This is a genomic window from Planctomonas deserti (genome assembly GCF_003067705.1).
GTDB lineage: Bacteria > Actinomycetota > Actinomycetes > Actinomycetales > Microbacteriaceae > Planctomonas > Planctomonas deserti.
Genome location: NZ_QANL01000002.1, coordinates 815,927 through 834,600 on the forward strand (window position 1 = coordinate 815,927; position 18,674 = coordinate 834,600).

The window sequence follows — 18,674 nt, forward strand, 5'->3', positions numbered from 1 at the left end:
AAGGCACATCCGTGACCACCCTCACGACGCTCCTCCCGGCGACCCCGCACCACCGTGCCCTCCTCGGTATCAGCTCGGCCATCACGCTCCTGCACCTGTCGGGTGGGGGGCTGCTGTTCACCCTCCTCCTGCCCACCGCGGCCGCGGCCGGCGGAAGCCCCGGTGCTCTCCTCGGGCTCGCCGTCGGCGCGTACGCGCTTGGCATCCGACACGCGTTCGACGTGGACCACATCGCCGCGATCGACAACGCCACCCGGCAGCTCATCAGCCAGGGCCGTGAATCGGTCAGCACCGGCTTCTGGTTCGCCCTCGGCCACTCCAGCGTCGTCTTCGGTTCCGTCCTCATCCTCACCACCGGGGTCGACACCTTCGCCGAAGCACTGACGAACGAGAACTCTCCACTCCGGCACACCGCCGGCATCTGGGGCGGCACGGTGTCGGGCGTGTTCCTGATCACGGCGGGAGCCTTGAACCTCCCCGTACTGCGCTCCCTTCTGCACCTGCGGCACCGGAAAGATGTGAGCACCACCGAGCTGCACAACCAACTCGAGCGGCGAGGGGTGCTCCACCGCCTCTTCCATCCCTTCACCCGACTCGTGGACCGGCCCACCCGGATGTATCCGGTCGGGTTCCTGTTCGGGCTAGGCCTCGACACCGCGGGTTCCATCAGCCTGTTCGTGCTCGCCAGCACCCTCACCCCCGGACTGCCCTGGTATGCCGCCCTCGTGCTCCCGGTGCTCTTCGCCGCCGGAATGACCCTGTTCGACAGCGCCGACGGAATCCTCGCCCGCACCGTCTACGCCTGGGGCACCGACGGCAACCGACGAACGATCATCTACAACCTCATCGTCACCGCCGTGTCCGTGTTCATCGCATTCCTCATCGGCGGCATAGGACTCCTCACCGTCGCAAGCGACCTCGTCGGAAGCCGCGCCCTCGACCCGGTGATGACCATCGACCTCTCCACCGTCGGTATCGGCGCGGTCATCTTCTTCGCACTCGCCCTGATGACCGTCGCCGTGCTGCACAGAAAACCCACTGCGACATCCTCCTGACGTAAACCTCCGGAACACACCACCGGAACTTCAACACCGTTCTCCTCCTGCTCGCGCTCAGCGCGTCCCTCCGAAAGAACAGGCACAACACGATGGGCGCACTCCTCGCCATACCCCTCGGGCTCCTCATCGGCGCGATCCTCGGCCTCGTCGGAGCAGGTGGCTCCATCATCGCCGTCCCCGCTCTTGTCTACGGCGTCGGCCTCTCCCCCGGAGAAGCCATCCCCTCCTCCCTGATCATCGTCGGACTCGCCGCTCTCACCGCCGTCCTCCCGCGCATCCGCAGCAACATCGACTGGAACACCGCATTCCCCGTCGGACTCGCCGGAATCCCCGCCACCTGGCTCGGCGCCACAGTGAACGGACTACTCAACCCGAACATGCTCATGCTCGCGTTCGCCGCGCTCATGGTCGCCGCAGCAACCCGGATGCTCGCCACAAATCCGACCAACCGCGCCACCGACTCCGATCCTGGTCACCGGCGGAGAAACATGCCGAAAGCACTTCTCGTGGGCGTGATCGTCGGGTTCCTCACCGGGCTACTCGGAATCGGCGGAGGCTTTATCATCACCCCCGCGCTGATCCTGCTCCTCGGCCTCCCCACGGGAACCGCCGTCGGAACCTCGCTCGTCATCATCGTCCTGAACTCGATCTCCGGATTCACCTCCCACCTCAGCGGCCTCGAACTCAACTGGATCGTCGTGCTCCTATTCAGCGCCACCGCGATCATCGGCTCACTGATCGCCTCCCGCTACGCCACCCGACTCCCGGACCGCATCATCAAAATGACCTTCGCCATCGTGGTCCTCACCGTCGCCGCTTTCGTCGCAATCAGCAGCACCACAGCACTCGTCACCACCTGAAGGACCAAACCGGCACTCACTAGCGACAGAACTTCACCCGCCAGATAGCAACACAGAATCACCGCCACCAATCGCCCTCAATAACACCCCAGTCGCTTGCTGGCAGTCTGGTCAGGGCGCGGTCGGCGTCCGCAGAGCGACCGCCACCCGGACATTTGATCGACGTTGGTTTCAGGATCGGTGACCGGATAGGGAGCACAATCCCTCCGTTGGCAGTTCGCATAGCCGTCGGCTGCCGGACGTCCAGGGTAGTTCGCAGTCACCTCTGCGGTTCACTCCAAGTTCGACTCTGCTGGCCTCACGTGCGTTGCTCTCAGAGGCAACAATTGGAGTTGCGGGTCGACGGATCCCCAGGAGGTCACAATGCGGTGGGAAGAGTTAACGGGAGACCGGTTCGCCGAGGCGGTCGACGAGTGCGGCGGGGTATGCGCCATCCCGCTCTCGGTGGTTGAACGCCACGGGCGTCACCTGCCGATGGGTACCGACACCTACCTCGGGCGGGAGACGCTGACCCGCGCGGCGGCGCTCGAACCCGTGATCGAGTTCCCGGACTACATCTTCACCCAGATCCCTGAAGCCCGGCATCGTGCCGGCACCATCAGCATCGATGGGGACCTGATGGTCAAGCTGCTCGACAACGTCTGCCGCGAGATCGCACGGAACGGGTGCAAGAAGATCGTGCTGGTGAATGCGCACGGCGGGAACCAGGGACTGGTGACGCTGTTCAACATGCTGCAGCTGTATTCGCCGCGTGACTACGTCGTCTATCTCGTTCAGCCGTTTATGGTGGTGTTCAGCGGCGACGTCGACGTGCCCTGGCCGATCGAGAGCGAGGGGCACGCCGGGCCGGGCGAGACGAGCATGATCATGACCACGCGTCCGGATCTGGTCCACATGGATCAGCATGTGGCGGAAGAGGGAGCAGCACTGGGTCGGCTGTCGGCGCTTCAAGACGCCGGTGTTCACACAGGGATTTCGTGGTACTCCGACTTCCCAACCCACTATTCCGGTGATGCCGCTCTGGCCGACGCCGAGGCGGGCGATCGGCTTCTTGACGCGATGGCGCAATCCGTTGTCCGTGCGTTACGTGCGATCAAGGCCGACACAACGGCGAGGCCACTCCAGGATGAATTCTTCGCCAGCTCTGAGCGCCCGGTCTAGCATCAGCCGAAGCGATAACAGGTGTACGTGATGGTCGCCTTCCCTTTTGAGGCTCCGGTCTCCTTGCCTGGGTGAGTCTGCCCGAAGTTCTCAGACGCGTACACGCGCCCGGTGGCATTGCGCGCTCGTATGGCTTCGCGTCGATGATCGATGAGGGGCGGCTAAAATAGCGCGGTGCCGACCAGCGCGGATGACCGTCTCCGATTTTTCGATGTCCTCGTGCGCACGGAGATAGCGCTATGGAACGCGGTGGACGACGCCGTCTCCACAGAGACGCCGGTGAACCTCGGCCTGCTCACCGCTTTGCGGCACATCGACGCGCATGACGGTCAAGCGCGCGTCCAAGAGGTGGCAGACGGGATAGGCATCACTGTCGGTGCGGCGAGCAAGATCGTCGATCGGCTCGAAAGAGCCCAACTTGTACGACGCAGGCCGCACCCGGCGGACAAGCGCTCATCCCTGATCGAACTCACCGACGATGGCGCCCAAGCCTTGCGTTTCGGTATGCGCGCCGTTCTCGCTGAGCTCCGCCGCCGTACCGACGTGCTTACGCCGGAGGATCTCGCCGCAACGACGATGCAGCTCGCCGCCCTCGGGAACGCGTTCGCCCCTTCAGGGTGCCGGGCCTAGTCGGCGCCGGATCCTGGTCTGCATTCCGTGGAATAACCTCGAGGTCCGCGCACGGACCGTGCGGGCGAGGAGAACCACTGGAACACGACGGCAAGGCCCTTGCTGCCGACGAGACTCATCGCCGTCAGCCCCGGCTCCGGGGCTCATCTCTGTTCTTGGCCGAGCCGCCGTGACGTGTCTGTCGATCTTTCCACTCGCGATGGTCGGCATGTTCGTAGAGGCGGCGCTCGTACCGTCCTGGCCCATCCCGTTACGAGCGCTGGCGCTCACCGTGATCGTGTGCCGCTGTCGGTACATGTGCTTGTACCGCGCCTGCTGCTGCTCGTGCGCCACATGATGGGGCAGCGGAGCGCGTGAACCTTCGCGGGCATAAGCTTCATTCCACGGAATAGTTATCCGCGTCTGACGCCGCCGCTTGGAGCCGGCGCCGGCGCCGGCGCGGAGGCGAAGGGAACTCGAACAATGCAGATCACCGCAGCCGTCGCCCGTGAGCACGGCCAGCCACTCTCCGTCGAGCAGCTCGAACTCGACGACATCCGTCCGAACGAGGTTCGCGTCCGGATGGTCTCGGTCGGCGTATGCCACACCGACGCCATCGTCCGCGACGGCGTATACCCGACACCGCTGCCAGCCGTGCTCGGGCACGAGGGCGCGGGCGTCGTGGAGGCGGTCGGGCACGCCGTCCGGAGCGTCGCCCCCGGTGACCACGTGGTCCTCGGTGCGGCCTACTGCGGCTTCTGCCGTCGATGCCGATCCGGCGAGATGGCGTATTGCGAGAACCTCTTCGCCGAGGACTTCGGCGGGCGCCGTCGGGATGGCAGCACGTCGCTCAGTCGGGACGGCGAGGTCATCTCTTCGCACTTCTTCGGCCAGTCGGCATTCGCGACCTACGCCAACGTGGTCGAGGAGAGCGTGATCAAGGTGGATAAGGACGTTCCGCTCGAGCATCTCGGTCCGCTGGGTTGTGGTTTGAATACCGGCGCAGGCACAGTCCTCAACGAGCTCCAGCCACCCGCGGGCAGCTCGCTCGTCGTGTTCGGAACCGGCGCGGTCGGATGCGCCGCCATCATGGCGGCGGGTGTCGCCGGGTGCACCACGGTAATCGCTGTCGACATCGTGGAATCCAGGCTAGAGCTCGCCAAGGAGCTCGGCGCGACCCACGTCATCAACTCCAAGTCCGACGACGTCGCCGCCCGTATCGCCGAGATCACCGACGGCCGCGGCGTCGACTTCGCCGTCGACACGACGGCCCGTCCCGAGCAGCTTCGGACTGCCGCCGAGGCGCTGGCCGTGCGCGGCACGCTCGCGCTCGTCGGCGCCGCGAAGCCCGGGACGGAGGTTGCTTTCGAGATCGGTGCCTCCCTGGTAAAGGGGTGGACTTTCAAGACGGTCGTTCAGGGCAGCTCGGTCCCGCAGGTGTTCATCCCGCACCTGATCGATCTCTGGCGCGAGGGCAAGTTCCCGTTCGAGAAGCTCATCGGCGAGTACGACCTCGAGCACATCAACGACGGTTTCGAGGACTCCCGCAACGGAAGCGTCGTCAAGCCTGTGGTCGTGTTCAGCTGATCCAGCCCTGAGCCGTTCGGGGAGGGCGCTTCGCCCTCCCCGAAGTGGTTTCAGGAGACTGGGTTCTCCTCGAGCCACTGCTTCGCGATGGTCGATGCCGGTGCCTGCTCGTCGACGCTCTGTGCGTTCAGGGCGACGAGGCCGGCCGGGGTGAGGGCGGCGCTCACCGTGTTGATGACCTTCTCGGCTTCGGCGTCGATCTTCTCGCTGGCCACGGGAACGACGTGTGACGCGAGGAACAGGCCGCGCGTGTCCTCCAGTGCCACGAGGTCGTTTTTCTGGACGGAGGGATCGGCAGTGTAGATGATTGCAAGCTGGATGTCGCCGTCCTGCAGTGCTTTGACCGTGAGCGGTCCTCCGCCGTCCTCGATGGGGGCGAACGACGCGTCGACGCCGTATGTCTCCTTGAGGCCCTTCGGCCCGTTCGGGCGATTCTCGCCCTCGGAATTGCCGCCGAGGACGAGGGGCTCGGGCACATCGGTCAGGTCGTCGATCGTCTTCAGCTCGTATCGCTCGGCGAAGCCACGGGTCACGGTGTATGCGTCCTGGTCGGTCGCTGAGGAGCGGTCCAGAATCCGGACACCTTCGGGTGCCGAGTCGACGAGAGCGTCGTAGACGTCCTGGTCGAGACGTGCCGCAGTGTCCGGTTCCCAGAACTCAAGGAGAGGACCGGTGTATTCGGGGAAGAGGTCAATCGATCCGTTCTCAATTTCCTCCACGTAGACCTCGCGCTGTCCGATGCGCAGGTCTCTCTCGACGTCGTAGCCGGCCGCCTCGAGAGCCTGTGCGTAGATCTCCGCGATGATCTCGTTCGAGTAGTAGTCCTGCGAGCCGACGACGATGGTCTGCGACTCCGAGTCCGACGGTGACTCGAGGTCGGACGCGCTGGCGCATCCGGAGAGAGCCAAACCGATGGTGATGACAGCCGCCGTCGTCCTGACGCGACGCGCGCTCGTGATGCGATGGGTGTTCTTCATGGGTGGTGCCTTTCTGTGGTGACGGGGAGTCGGTGGGGGTCGCGAAGCGTGACCCGCTGAACCAGGGCGAAAATGCCGTCGAGTAGCAGCGCGAGAGCGACGATGAGGGCGGAGCCGCCTATGAGCTCCGCGTACTCGCGACCCTTGAGGCCGGCGAAGATGTATCGCCCGAGCCCGGTGTTCGAGGTGTACGCGGCCAGGGTCGCCGTGGCCACGACCTGGAGGGTGGCCGAGCGGAGGCCGCCGAGGATCAGAGGTGCCGCGAGCGGCAGTTCGACCGTCCGGATGATCGCAGGTTCTGACATGCCCATGGCGCGGGCAGCGTCCACCGTTTGCCGGTCTACGGATTGGACGCCGGCATAGGCGCCGGCCAGGAGCGATGGTGAGGCGAGGACGATGAGGGCGATCGCCGGCGCGACGAGCCCGATACCCAGCCCCAGACCCAGCAGCGTGAGTAGACCGAGCGTGGGCATGGCCCGTGCGGCGCCTGTTGCGGCGCTCACGAGCGTGGTGCCGCGACGCGTGTGTCCGATGACCACCCCAACTGGCAGTGCGATCGTCGCGGCGACTCCGACCACAACGACGGTGAAGACGAGGTGCTCACTCAACCTTCGGGCGATCCCACTGTCGCCAATCCATGAGGTCGGGGCGATGAGCCACGCGAACGCCTGTTGAATCAGGTCCATGCGCTAGCCCCCCTGACGCGACGCTGGGACACGGTCCACGGGGTCAGGAGCCGAGCCATCAAGATGCAACCGCCGTCGAGCACGAGCGCGAGCAGCACCGTCACGACGAGGCCGGCGACCACCTCCGCGACTATGCCTCGTTGAAACCCATCGGTGAAGAGAGTCCCGAGATTCTGGATGCCGATCACCGAGGCCACCGTTACCATGCTGATCGTGCTGACCACCAGCACTCGCAATCCGGCGACCATCACAGGGATCGCCAGGGGAAGCTCCACCATCCACAGACGCTGCCAGGACGAGTGACCGATCGCGGCAGCGGAGAGCCGGGCGTCCTCGGGTACCGAGGCGAAGGCGTCGGCGGCGGAGCGCACCATGATCGCCGTGCCGTACACGGTCAGGACGATGATCGCGTTGGCGGCCGACCGGAGGCCCAGTCCGAACATCACCGGGATCAGCACGAATAGCGGCAGCGACGGGATTGCGTACAGGATGCCGACGAGGGTTAGCGCTGGGTCGCGCGCCCACCTGCGCCGCTGCGCCGCCCAGCCGATCGGCACCGCTATCAGGAAGCTGAGGACGACGGATGGCAGCACGAGCGCGAGATGGCTGGCGGTGAGCTGCAGCAGGGTCTCCCAGTTCTGACTCAGCCATCTCATCGGTCGAGGGTTCCGATCGGCCGGCCCAGACCATCCGTCACCAGCTCGACGCCGTTCTCCTCGCGGAGACGAAGTCGTCGCTCTGGCTGGCCGACCCCCACGAACTCGGCGACGAAGGCGTCCGCCGGGCGGGTGAGAACTTCAGTTGGCGTTCCCCGCTGCGCGAGCTTGCCTCCACTACTGATGATGATGATCTCGTCGGCGAGGGTCATGGCTTCGTCGATGTCGTGTGTGACCAGGAGGATTGTCTTGCCCAGCTCCTGCTGCAGTGCGCGAAGCTCGCGCTGCAGGGAGCGACGAACGATCGGGTCGACGGCGCCGAAGGGTTCGTCCATGAGCAGGATGTTCGGGTCGCCGGCTAGAGCTCGCGCGACGCCTACCCTTTGCTGCTGTCCGCCGGATAGTTGCGCGGGGTAACGCTTCCCGAGGCTGGCATCTAGTCCGACGATCTCCAGTACCTCGTACGCCCGCTTCGTCGCCACGGAGCGGGACGCGCCTCTCAGTCGTGGCACCGTGGCAATGTTCTCGACGACGGTGCGGTGCGGTAGGAGCCCCCCGGCCTGAAGCACGTACCCGATGGACCGGCGCAGCTGCACCGGGTCCATCTCGGCGACGTCGTTCCCGTCGATGAGCACGCGTCCGCGCGTCGGGTCGGTCATTCGATTGACCATGCGCAGCAGAGTGGTCTTGCCGGAGCCCGACGAGCCCACGAGGACAACGGTGGAGTGACTGGCAACGGTGAACGAGACGTCGTCGACTGCGACGGTGCCGTCCGGATAGTGCTTGAAGACGGAGGAAAACTCGATCATCGATCTAGAACGACGACCAGCTTGCCGGTCACCGCGCCTTCCTCCATGTCGCGGTGCGCCTGCACCACTTCGTCGAAGGCGTACACCTTGCCGACGGGCACAGACACCTCCCGGGAGGTGACCGAGTCAAGGAAGGCCTGCAATACGTCGGCGGGCAGGTCGCTGGCCTCACCATAGTAAGCCGTGAGGCGGACCCCGTTGGGGATGAAGTCCATCGGGTAGAAGTCCTTCACGATCCACTCATCGGAAAGCATGCCGGTGAAGCTGACGGTCCCGAACTTCGCCGTGGCTCGGAGCGTGTCCCGGAGCGAGGGCGTGCCGACCAGTTCGACCGCACCACTCACACCCGCCGGGAGGACCTGCCGGACCTGGCGCGAGATTTCACCGGCGTCGATGAGGACGTGATCTACCCCAGCCTGCTGCAGCTTCTCCCGCTTCGCCGCGTTCCTCGTGGTGGAGAGCACGGTGATGCCCCGGTGTTTCGCCAACACGGCTAGTGCGAGCCCGATTGAGGATGTGCCCCCGCGGACGAGCAACGAATCGCCTGCCTTCAGTTGCAGGAGTGCGAGCGACCCGTTCGCGGTCTGAAGCATCTCGGGTAGGGCCCCGAGGGTCGCCCAGTCGAGGTCGCTCGAGAACGGGATGACGGTGCCTGCAGGGACCAGGACGTACTCCGCGTACCCGCCATCGAAGTCCCGACCCATCCCTCCCATCACCGCGGCCACGGTGGTACCCGGCTCGAACTCGCCTCCCGGCGCCTCCACGACCACTCCGGTTGCCTCGATGCCGGGAATGCGCGGCAACGACCCGAACGACCCCATCCCTCGGCGGAAGTGCAACTCTGAGCGATTTAGTCCGAACGCCATCACCCGGATCAGCACCCATCCGGGGCGAGGCTCCGGCCGAGGAACATCCCGGGAAACTAGGACCTCGGGCCCACCGAATTCGTCGAGCACGATGGCACGCATGGTGGCGGTCATCGCGCCTCACTCTCCGCCTTGTCGAACACGCCCTGGTCGATCCGCTCGAGCCCGTCGAGCGTCCCAAGCACGGTTTCCTCGTCAACAGATCCGAGCAACTCAGCGATGGCGGCGTCGAAGGCGGCGGTCGAGGAAACGAACGCGGCCCGCCCGGAAGCGCTGAGCTGAATCAGCGAGCTGCGCCGGTCCGACGGGTGAGCTTCCCGCTGCACCAGACCATCCGCGACGAGTCGGTCGGTCAGCCGGCTGGCTGCGCCGACAGTGATGCCCAAGGCCTCGGCAACATCCTGCACTCGTGCGCTTCCGTTCTCGGTTACTACGCGCAGGAACTCGAGGCGACCGAGCCGCAGCGCGCCCGACTGTGCGAGTCGGCGATCCACCGCGTTCCAGAGGGCGGTTTCATGCGCGACAAGGGCGCGGAAATAGCGGGAGAGGAGAGTCATGAGGAGGAGTATGCCATGGAATTAGTTGTCATGTAAGATAGTGCCTTGTTAACTTCTCGGCATCGATGCGAGCTGCCGTGACTCGAGTCGACGGCGGCGACGCTCGAGCGGACCACCTTCGGAGGCATCCTTGAATTCATCCACGCGCCCCGCTGCGACGACGGCGATCCTGGTCGTCGACATGCAGAACGACAACCTGCACCCTGACGGCGCATTCGCCTCGAGCGGCGCCGCCGATCACGCAGCATCCCAGAACGTCGTCGTGAACGTCCGCGCCGTGCTCGACGCCGCCCGCGCAGTCGGCTCGCCGGTCTTCCACAACCGCATCGTCGTGTACCCGCAGCGCCCCGTCGGCGGCGACAACGCCCCAATCTTCCGGATGCTGGGCCCCGAGTCGCTCAAGATGGGAACCTGGGGCGCCGAGATCGTCGACGGTCTCGACGTGCGTGACGACGAGATCGTTCTCGAGCGCAACCGCATGAGTGCGTTCAACGGCACCGGACTCGACCTCATGCTGCGCAACCTCGGTATCACCGACGTCATCGTCGTGGGGGTGTGGACCAACATGGCCGTAGAGCACACCGTCCGGGACGCGGCGGACCACGGCTACCGGGTCGCCATCGTCTCGGACGCCACCTCCAGCATCAACGAGGACTGGCAGCGGGCAGCCCTCAGCTACGCGCTCACCAACATCGCGACGATCACCGACACCGCCTCCGTGGTCGAGGCGCTCAGATGAGCTGATCGGCCGACTGGGCGGCGGCGCCCTGTGGGAGGTGAGTCGCGTCTGTCTGTCTCGCGTTCGCCTAACGGACCCTTCTGATCGGGAGGTAACAGGTGCGCCTACCAGGGCGGCGGCCCTGGTAGCTCAAAGCCCTTTAGGGCCTTTCGCCGCCGACTGCGGGGTGGAGCAGGTAGCTCACGCAGGAAAAGTCTCTCCCTGAAGCCGGAGCGGTCGCTCTTGGAGTGATGGACGAGAGTATCTGTCGCGTCCGGGGGAGGGCCGACAAGCGGCGAAGTGAGTGGTCTTCCTGCTGCTGGGTCTGGCGGGGGCGAAGTGATACGAAGGAAGTCGTGCCGAACAAGCTGAAATAGGAGTCGACGGCAGGGGGGTACTGCCCGATCCCGGGCTACTCGTGCTGTGGAACCGAGGCAAGCATCTTGCCGGCCGGGTCCAGTCGGGTCAGCAGGGACGCTGAAATCGCCGACAACTGCTTCAACTGCTCCGGGGTCAGCGCGTCGATGACCATCGCGCGCACGTTCTCCACGTGCCCAGGCGCCGTCGCGACGACCTTTTGCCAGCCCGACTTTGTCAAGGCCACGTTCGTGGCTCGCTTGTCCTCCGGGCAGGGGTACCGGTTCACCAGGCCGCGCGTCTCCAGCCTGCCTATCACCTTCGAGAGCCTCGGCAGAGTGGCGTTCGTTCTGGCCGCTAATGCCGAAGCGCGGAGGACATGGTCAGGGGCCTCGGACAACATCGCGAGGGCGAAGTAGTCGAAGTGCGTCAGCCCGGCGTCCTGGGACAGTTGCGAATCCAGGGCCGCTGGGAGCAGTTCGAGGACCGCGGAGAACCGTATCCACGCCTCTCGCTCCTCGGGGGACAGCCAACGTGTTGCACTCATAGCGTCATCCTACGACAAAGGTTGTATCGACAACCAATATGGGTTACGTTAGTTGTATCAACAACCAATGACCGTCCCTGGTCGAGAAGGAGAAACACATGAGCACCGTCACGATTTTCGGCACCGGGAACATGGGAACTGCCATCGCAAGCGTCGTCGCTGCCGGGGGCGCGTCTGTTCAGCACGTCGGCTCCGCTGATGATGCCAGCATCAGGGGTGACGTCGTCGTTCTCGCCGTGCCCTACCCGGCGCTCGCCCCAATCGCCGCGAAGTACGCCGGCCAGCTCGAGGGCAAGATCGTGGTCGACATCACCAACCCGCTCAACTTCGAAACCTTCGACTCGCTCGTCGTCCCGGCGGGAACCTCTGCGGCGGCCGAGCTCGCGAAGGCGCTGCCCGCGTCGAAGGTTCTCAAGGCCTTCAACACCAATTTCGCTGCCACCCTGGCTGCGAAGAAGCTCGGTCCCGTCAACACGACCGTGCTCATCGCCGGTGACGACGCCGACGCGAAGGCCACACTGGCGGGCCTCGTCACCGCGGGAGGCGTGAACGCTATCGACGCCGGCTCACTCAAGCGCGCCAACGAGCTCGAGGCCATGGGCTTCCTTCAGCTCACCCTGGCCGCCGGCGAGAAGATCAGCTGGACCGGCGGCTTCGGCATCATCAACTGATTGACCCGGTCGAGTCAACCCCGCTGGGTCGCGCCAATTCAGCCGGCGCGACCCGCTCTCCCACTGCTTCGCCCTGTCACAGGATCGCAGCGCCAATAGCCACACAGAAAGTGCAGGGTCCATGGTTCCGCCGACGAACAACGTCCTTTCCGCCGACACCTCCATGGGCGCCGTAACCCTCAGGGTCGGCGACCTCGAAAAGATGTCCTCCTACTACTCGCAGGCCTTCGCCATGGAGTCCCTCGAGGAGGTCAGCCGCGGCCGAGAGGTACATCGGGTACTTGGCCGTGGACGCACGCCGCTGGTAAAGCTCGTCCACACCCCGGATCTTCCCGGTGTCGACTCCCGGCAGGCAGGCCTCTTCCACACGGCGTTCCTCTTCGACGACGCCTCCAGCCTCGCGGCCACGGTCTATCGATCCGCGCAGGTGACATCCGGGCGTTTCATCGGGTCCAGTGATCACCATGTCAGCGAGGCCTTCTACTTCACAGACCCCGAGGGCAACGGCGTCGAGCTGTATACAGATCGAGACCGGTCCATGTGGATCCATGACGGTGACCAGATCCGCATCACGACCACATTCCTCGACCCCAACGAATACCTCAGAAAGAACCTGACTCAGGAGGCCGTCGACGCGGGCCCGTCGCTCGCCGGCCGAGTCGGGCACGTCCACCTCCAGGTCGGTGACATCGACACGGCGAAGGCGTTCTACGTCGACGCTCTCGGCTTCGAAACGACCCAGACCGGCTACTCGGGCGCCCTTTTCGCATCGGCCGGCGGTTACCACCACCACATCGCCATGAACGTCTGGAACAGCCGAGGGGCGGGACCGCGTGCCGCAAGCCTCGGCCTGGGGGATGTCGCGATCACGGCCTCGAGCTCGCCGGACCTGGAAGCGCTCCAGTCGCGACTGCGGAAGGCCTCGATCCCGTTCGCTTCCGATGGTCGATCCGTTGCCGTCAATGACCCCTGGGGCACCCGTATCACCGTCGCCCTGTCCGACCTCAGCACAGAGGAGATGCTCGCCCGATGACGCTTTTGATCCTGCACGCCGAGCGCACGCCCGACGTGACGACCGAGGTCGTCTCCGGAACCGCCGTCGTGGTCTTCCTCCACGGGTACGGCTCCGGGGAGCGCGACCTCCCCGGCCTCGCCTCCGCTCTCGGATTGAACTTGCCGTGGGTATCGCTTCGGGCGCCGATCAATCTCGCGAACGGAGGAGCGGCGTGGTTCACCATCACCACCCCGGGTGATCCGGATCCGAAACCTGTCGTCGACGCCACCGATGCGATCTGGTCGTGGATCGACGAGCACATCGACCCGGACACGAAGATCGTCCCGATCGGCTTCTCCCAGGGCGGCCTCATGGCTAGCCAACTGTTGCGCACCCGTCCGGAGCGGGTCGTCGCCCCGGTGATCCTCGGCGGGTTCGTCCTGGGCGCTCACCAGCCGGGAGACGACCAGCTCGCGGAGGACCGGCCGGCAGTGTTCTGGGGGCGAGGCGCCGAAGACCGCGTCATCACGGTCCCCGCCATCAACCGCACCGGCGCGTTCCTGCCCGGTCACAGCACTCTCTCGCAGCGCATCTACCCAGGCCTCGCTCACGGCATCGACAATCGTGAGATCGATGACGTCCGTCACTTCCTCGCCACGCACGTCGGCCCTGATGCCGTGGCCGTGTGATGAGCACCGCACCGTTCGAAATCGGGATCTTCACCTTCGGAGAACTCACCAGGGACGCTGACGGCAGACCGATATCTCCATCCCAGCGCCTGCGGGATGTCCTCGAATGGGCACGCGTAGCGGACCAAGCCGGGCTCGACCTTTTCGGTGTCGGCGAGCATCACCGGCAAGACTTCGCCGTCACTTCTCCCCAGCTGATGCTCTCAGCGATCGCCGCGCAGACCAGCCGCATCCGGTTGACGAGCACGGTGACCGTACTGTCGAGCTCAGACCCCGTCCGGATCTTCGAGGACTTCGCCATGCTCGACCTCCTCAGCGGCGGACGCGCGGAGATCACCGCCGGCCGCGGGGCGTATGTCGAGTCATTCCCCCTGTTCGGACAGTCCCTCGATCGTTATGACGTCTACTTCGAGGACCGGCTCGACCTGCTGCTGAAGATCCGCGGGCAGAACCCGGTCACCTGGTCGGGCACCACCAGACCACCGCTGAACGCCGCCGAGATCTGGCCGCGCCCGTTGCAGGACGAACTTCCCGTGTGGATTGCCGTCGGCGGAACCCCCGACTCTGTCGTCCGCGCGGCCACCAGGGGCCTTCCCCTGTATCTCGCGATCCTCGGCGACCCGGGGCGATTCGCCTCCCTCGCACACCTCTACCGACACGCGGCAGACCAAGCGGGGCAGCAGCCGGGACGTGTCGGGGTCACCTCCCACTTCTATGCGGAGCCGACGTCGCAGGGCGCACGAGAAACGTTCTTCCCGCATTACTCGTCGTACATCGGCCAGAACATGCCGCGCACAGGGCGTCTCGACCGCGACACCCTCGATGTCTGGGCAGGTCCCCGCGGAGCACTTTTCGCCGGAAGCCCAGCCGAGATCATCGACAAGATCCTGTGGGAACACGACATCCTCGGCCATACGCGATTCCTCGCTCAGGTCGGTCTCGGTGGTCTCTCGCAACGAGACACCCTGGCCTCGATCGAACTGCTCGCAACCGAGATCCTCCCCGCCGTCCGTGCCGCCACCCACGCTCGTGTCTGAGCGGCACTGGCGCCCGTCCCGCGCCGGTGGGCCACCGGAGCGGCGCGCAGGGGAGCAGCTGACGGGCGGAACGGTGGTGCCACTCACGCCCGAAGCACCCGGGTGGAGAGTCTTCGTGTGGGCGCTGTTCCTCGCGGGGTTCGCGACCTTCGCTCTCCTGTTCTCGCCGCAGGCGTTCCTTCCCGCGCTTTCCGCGGAGTTCGCGGTGGACGCGGACGCGGCAGCGGTGACGGTGTCGGCGACGGCCCTCGGGGTCGCCGCGGGTGTGCTCGGCTGGGCTAGCGTGTCGAATCGCGTCGGGCGGCTGCGTGCCATCCGGATGTCCCTCGTCCTCGCCCTGCTTTTCGCCGTCGCCATCCCATTCCTCCCGAACCTGGGAAGTGTGGTCGTCGTCCGCTTCGCGGAAGGCCTTGCTCTGGGTGCTGCGCCTGCCGTCGGCATGGCCTACATCGCGGAGAGGGTGGACGGACGCTGGGCGGCGCACGCCGCCGGGACATTCGTCGCGGGGAACACCGTCGGCGGGATCGTCGGCCGTCTCACCTCCGGCCTCGCCGCCGACATCGGCGGATGGCGACTCGCTTTCGGGGTGAGCACCGAAGTAGCCGCCCTGGCGATCGCCGCCTTTCTGATCCTGTCCCGGCGTCTCTACGACCGCGAGGCGTCGCCATCTGGCGGTAGCGCAGGTCGCGCCGTCTGGTTGAACCTGCGCGATCCATACATGCTGGCGTTATACCTCCAGGGTTTCCTGCTCATGGGAGCCTTCGGTGCGGTCTACAACTTCTTCGGGTACCGCGTGCAGGCGCCGCCGTTCGATCAACCCGCATGGATATCCAGCGCCTTGTTCCTCGTTTACCTCACCGGCTCCGTCGCGGCACAACGGTCCGGTGCCCTCGCCGCAAGGATGGGCACCGCCCGGACGTTAGTCGTCGGAAGTGCCGCGATACTCGTATCGCTTCCGCTGATGGCGTCGGATCTGCTTGCCGTCATGGTAGGGGGGCTCATCCTCTTCACGATCGGTTGCTTCACCGCCCATCCCATCGCGAGCGGACTCAGCGCGCGCTCGGCTCGGGCCGGCCGGGCACAGAGCACCGCGCTCTATCAGATCGCCTGGCTCGGAGGAACGAGTCTGTTCGGCTGGCTCGGCGGGCTTGCGTACGCGGCTGCCGGATGGACGGCGACGCTAGCTCTAGTCGCGATCCTCTGCATCCTCTCCGCCGCGGCCGCCGTCCTAGGCGCCACCGTGTCCACCCGGCTTCGGCTCGCGGACAGTCCAACCGTGACAGTGAGCGGAGTGAGTTCCTGAGTCGTCCGCTCGTAATCGATGGAGCCGCCTCGCGGTGGACGCCCACGGCGATGACGGAATCGGGGATGCCGCAGGGCAGCCCGCCGCTCTGAAATATGGAGCGGCGTTCGTAACCGCAATTAACTAGCAGCCAACCGGTTGCGCCAACCCTTGAAAGGACCGAACGATGACCTCTACGGCCACCGCCCAGCCCACACGAACGACGTCGACCGCTTTGCCGAGCTATCCTTCGCTGGCGCTGTTGATCCTGCGCCTGGCGCTCGGGGCGATCCTGATCGCGCACGGCGCTCAAAAAGTCTTCTTCTACGGATTCGCCGGAACGGGCGCTTCCTTCGCCCAGATGGGCGTACCGATGGCGGAGATCGCCGGTCCCCTCGTGGGCATCGTCGAACTCGTAGGCGGGCTCGCGATCGCCGCGGGCATCGGCACTCGCATCGCCTCGGTCCTCGTCGCGATCGACATGATCGTTGCCGCCGTTCTGGTGCACCTGCCCAACGGCATCTTCATCGCGGATGGCGGCTTCGAACTCACCCTGATCCTCGCTGCGGCAGCGATAGCTCTCGCACTGGCGGGCGCAGGGCGGTTCTCGCTGGACTCGGTGATCTCCTCGCGCCGCTGAATCGCTGAGCCGAGGCTGGATCGACGTCAACGTCGGTCCAGCCTCGACGTGTGCCTCGGCAAGGAGTTGCAGGTCTCGAGTTCGGTACGAAGTGGACGGTTCATCTGGTTCGAGAGTCCGCTCTCGTGTGAAACGAGAGCCGTGAAGTACTCCCGCAGGTCGTCCGATCACCTGGCTGACACGACGAGATTGGAGAAGAGGGCGTCGGTTCCGATGTCCACGAACAGGCCGACCCGTCCTGGTTCGGGGGAAGCCAGCGTCTCGGGGATCAGGAGTTGCTCCGCACCGTTGACGGTGACCCGTACCCGGTCGTGGCGGACGTCGATCGCCAAGGTGATCCACTCGTCCGGGCCGATGTCGGCGCCGGCCTCGAATCTCTCCGGGGGGAACTCGTTTCGGATTCGGTCGAACGGCCACTCGGGGTAAGCAAAGTACTGAATCGCCCGGCCGGCCCGCGGAGCCGGAGGGTTGACCTTCCGACCGTTCAGTGGGCGCACATACACGGACTCGAACCGAGAGCAGTCCTCAGCAATACGGTACGCGAGCCCCGCAAATCCTCGGGCAAGCTCCGGCGCATCGGCGGTGAGTCGAGACCGGATGTCGACCTCGATGCGGCCATCGAGGAACTCGATCGGGAGGATGACGAAGGTTGGCTGGTCAATGTAGTCGACGCCGGGAACACCCTCTGCAACCGCCCTCTCCAATTGGACGCGAAGGCAGTCGCGGCCACCGACGCGAGCGGGCTGAGCCGTCACCGATCGGAGCATAGCCCCATCGGGGATGACATCCAAAGGAGAGCGAACCGGGTTGAAGGAGAACATCAGTCGGACACTACCCGACTATCTTCCATGTAATCAATCTGTGAAGCGGATGGCTCGCGTGCAGAGACCATTTCAAGGTGTTGAGGGGTATGGGGCGACGGGCTGAAGCCGCAGCGGGAAGCAGTCGCTAGTTGTGTCGACCCGGGCGTGGAGATTGAGCAAGGCGGGAGTCTGAGAAATTCCGCTGGAGTGTCGTCTGCGTTGCCAATCAGGCGTTTCGTGCCTACCAAGCATCACTGAACGATTGAGCCGCTACCACAACGGGCTCCCACAGCGTGACGCGAGCAAGGACTGATCGACGAATTCCTGTGATTCTGCGTGCCAACCAAACCGACCGGCAGCTGGAGCGCCGGTTGCCCGAGATGGCAATCCGCCCCACACCGGTCAGTCTCACTCCAGAGGAGCTCGACCTCGAGCACGACCCGGTTAAGCAAGCGGACAACACCGTCCCCGTGCGCGCGCGGGTCCGCTTTCCCCGAAACGGTCATCCGGGCCGAAGGGCGGGCCGTCGCATGGACCAGCCGCGCTGTGGCACCGCCCGCGGGCGAAGCGCCAAGGATCACGAATTGTCCGCCGGCACGCCCCGCGTCACGCGGATTCGAACGGACAGTCCGAATTACGACCCGGCGACGGAACGGGACGACGAAGACAACGCCTGGAACGACCTGGACAATATCACCGACAGCCAAATCCTCGCGAGCTCGCGCCGGCTCCTCCGAGACTTCGGGAAGGTTCGGCCGGACGAGTTCACCCGCTCTTCTATGAGCATGGCTTCTGGGAGTGGAGCTCGCCGTGCGCGACTTGCTCCGAATCATCGACGGGCAGCGTCCGCCGTCGTCAGGATGACCCGTCGATCTCCGTTCGGCTGCGTGGCAGCGCGGCCAGGTTCACCATCGGCTACCGGCCCGGTAGGTGTCTCGCCATCGGCTGTAGTCATTGCTGATTCGCCGTCTGAGATGATCGCAGCGCGACCACTGTTGTAGGAAGGGTCCGCCCGTACCTGCCCCGCTTCGCCTCCGAAACGAGCACGACTGGCGCAGCGGTCATCGGGATCCTGACCCGCTGAGGAGGGTCGAACGCACGCTCCGTGCA

20 protein-coding genes are annotated in these 18,674 nt (G+C 65.5%); 12 read left to right on the top strand and 8 right to left on the bottom strand.

What is annotated here, in order from left to right; translation table 11 throughout:
- Window positions 1-11 precede the first annotated feature (11 nt).
- From DAI20_RS09950 to DAI20_RS09970, 5 genes are all read left to right on the top strand, one after another.
- On the top strand, window positions 12-1,055 hold the full coding sequence (locus tag DAI20_RS09950) for a HoxN/HupN/NixA family nickel/cobalt transporter (RefSeq protein WP_159084990.1): 1,044 nt from the start codon (window positions 12-14) through the stop codon (window positions 1,053-1,055).
- Between the two features lie 92 nt (window positions 1,056-1,147).
- The gene (locus tag DAI20_RS09955) at window positions 1,148-1,918 is read left to right on the top strand and encodes a sulfite exporter TauE/SafE family protein (protein WP_108250386.1); all 771 of its coding nucleotides are present in this window, start codon (window positions 1,148-1,150) and stop codon (window positions 1,916-1,918) included.
- Window positions 1,919-2,281: 363 nt separating this feature from the next.
- Window positions 2,282-3,079: a creatininase family protein gene (locus tag DAI20_RS09960; RefSeq protein ID WP_108250387.1), complete on the top strand. Its 798-nt coding sequence runs from the start codon at window positions 2,282-2,284 to the stop codon at window positions 3,077-3,079.
- Window positions 3,080-3,253: 174 nt separating this feature from the next.
- Window positions 3,254-3,709 (top strand): MarR family winged helix-turn-helix transcriptional regulator, encoded by a 456-nt coding sequence (locus DAI20_RS09965; protein WP_205781406.1) that lies wholly within the window; start codon window positions 3,254-3,256, stop codon window positions 3,707-3,709.
- A 462-nt stretch (window positions 3,710-4,171) separates the two neighbouring features.
- The gene (locus DAI20_RS09970) at window positions 4,172-5,275 is read left to right on the top strand and encodes an NAD(P)-dependent alcohol dehydrogenase (RefSeq protein ID WP_108250388.1); all 1,104 of its coding nucleotides are present in this window, start codon (window positions 4,172-4,174) and stop codon (window positions 5,273-5,275) included.
- Between the two features lie 50 nt (window positions 5,276-5,325).
- Here DAI20_RS09970 and DAI20_RS09975 read toward each other — a convergent pair whose 3' ends face one another.
- The 6 genes from DAI20_RS09975 to DAI20_RS10000 form a co-directional block, all read right to left on the bottom strand.
- A complete protein-coding gene (locus DAI20_RS09975) occupies window positions 5,326-6,252 on the bottom strand; it encodes an ABC transporter substrate-binding protein (RefSeq protein WP_108250389.1) in 927 nt (308 codons plus the stop codon).
- Window positions 6,249-6,860: an ABC transporter permease gene (locus DAI20_RS09980; protein WP_306766472.1), complete on the bottom strand. Its 612-nt coding sequence runs from the start codon at window positions 6,858-6,860 to the stop codon at window positions 6,249-6,251. Before DAI20_RS09980 ends, DAI20_RS09975 begins: the two co-directional genes overlap by 4 nt.
- Window positions 6,861-6,928: 68 nt before the next feature.
- Entirely contained in the window at window positions 6,929-7,594 is a 666-nt protein-coding gene (locus DAI20_RS09985; RefSeq protein WP_108250391.1) for an ABC transporter permease, read from the bottom strand.
- A complete protein-coding gene (locus tag DAI20_RS09990) occupies window positions 7,591-8,403 on the bottom strand; it encodes an ABC transporter ATP-binding protein (RefSeq protein ID WP_108250392.1) in 813 nt (270 codons plus the stop codon). The genes DAI20_RS09985 and DAI20_RS09990 overlap by 4 nt, the downstream gene beginning before the upstream one ends.
- Entirely contained in the window at window positions 8,400-9,383 is a 984-nt protein-coding gene (locus tag DAI20_RS09995) for a zinc-binding alcohol dehydrogenase family protein (protein ID WP_108250393.1), read from the bottom strand. The genes DAI20_RS09990 and DAI20_RS09995 overlap by 4 nt, the downstream gene beginning before the upstream one ends.
- Window positions 9,380-9,826, bottom strand: coding sequence for a MarR family winged helix-turn-helix transcriptional regulator (locus tag DAI20_RS10000; protein ID WP_108250394.1), 447 nt, complete (start codon window positions 9,824-9,826; stop codon window positions 9,380-9,382). The genes DAI20_RS09995 and DAI20_RS10000 overlap by 4 nt, the downstream gene beginning before the upstream one ends.
- 130 nt (window positions 9,827-9,956) lie before the next feature.
- Here DAI20_RS10000 and DAI20_RS10005 point away from each other — a divergent pair, with 130 nt between their 5' ends.
- Entirely contained in the window at window positions 9,957-10,565 is a 609-nt protein-coding gene (locus tag DAI20_RS10005; protein WP_205781407.1) for a cysteine hydrolase family protein, read from the top strand.
- A 391-nt stretch (window positions 10,566-10,956) separates the two neighbouring features.
- Here the strand turns inward: DAI20_RS10005 and DAI20_RS10010 are convergent, their stop codons facing one another.
- Window positions 10,957-11,448: a MarR family winged helix-turn-helix transcriptional regulator gene (locus tag DAI20_RS10010; protein WP_108250395.1), complete on the bottom strand. Its 492-nt coding sequence runs from the start codon at window positions 11,446-11,448 to the stop codon at window positions 10,957-10,959.
- A 98-nt stretch (window positions 11,449-11,546) separates the two neighbouring features.
- Between DAI20_RS10010 and DAI20_RS10015 the strand changes: the two genes are divergently transcribed.
- The 6 genes from DAI20_RS10015 (at window position 11,547) to DAI20_RS10040 (ending at window position 16,761) form a co-directional block, all read left to right on the top strand.
- Window positions 11,547-12,119, top strand: a complete 573-nt coding sequence (locus DAI20_RS10015) for an NADPH-dependent F420 reductase (protein WP_108250396.1) — start codon at window positions 11,547-11,549, stop codon at window positions 12,117-12,119.
- A 121-nt stretch (window positions 12,120-12,240) separates the two neighbouring features.
- On the top strand, window positions 12,241-13,152 hold the full coding sequence (locus tag DAI20_RS10020) for a VOC family protein (RefSeq protein WP_108250397.1): 912 nt from the start codon (window positions 12,241-12,243) through the stop codon (window positions 13,150-13,152).
- Window positions 13,149-13,802, top strand: a complete 654-nt coding sequence (locus DAI20_RS10025) for an alpha/beta hydrolase (protein ID WP_108250398.1) — start codon at window positions 13,149-13,151, stop codon at window positions 13,800-13,802. The genes DAI20_RS10020 and DAI20_RS10025 overlap by 4 nt, the downstream gene beginning before the upstream one ends.
- Window positions 13,802-14,839, top strand: a complete 1,038-nt coding sequence (locus DAI20_RS10030) for an LLM class flavin-dependent oxidoreductase (protein ID WP_108250651.1) — start codon at window positions 13,802-13,804, stop codon at window positions 14,837-14,839. The genes DAI20_RS10025 and DAI20_RS10030 overlap by 1 nt, the downstream gene beginning before the upstream one ends.
- Window positions 14,840-14,954: 115 nt before the next feature.
- Window positions 14,955-16,142 carry an MFS transporter gene (locus tag DAI20_RS10035; RefSeq protein ID WP_159084991.1) on the top strand — a complete coding sequence of 396 codons (1,188 nt, stop codon included), beginning with the start codon at window positions 14,955-14,957 and terminating at the stop codon, window positions 16,140-16,142.
- A gap of 166 nt (window positions 16,143-16,308) precedes the next feature.
- Window positions 16,309-16,761 (top strand): DoxX family protein, encoded by a 453-nt coding sequence (locus DAI20_RS10040; RefSeq protein ID WP_108250400.1) that lies wholly within the window; start codon window positions 16,309-16,311, stop codon window positions 16,759-16,761.
- A 167-nt stretch (window positions 16,762-16,928) separates the two neighbouring features.
- On the opposite strand, the gene DAI20_RS10045 is transcribed toward DAI20_RS10040, so the two are convergent.
- On the bottom strand, window positions 16,929-17,582 hold the full coding sequence (locus DAI20_RS10045; RefSeq protein ID WP_108250401.1) for a hypothetical protein: 654 nt from the start codon (window positions 17,580-17,582) through the stop codon (window positions 16,929-16,931).
- Window positions 17,583-18,674 lie beyond the last annotated feature (1,092 nt).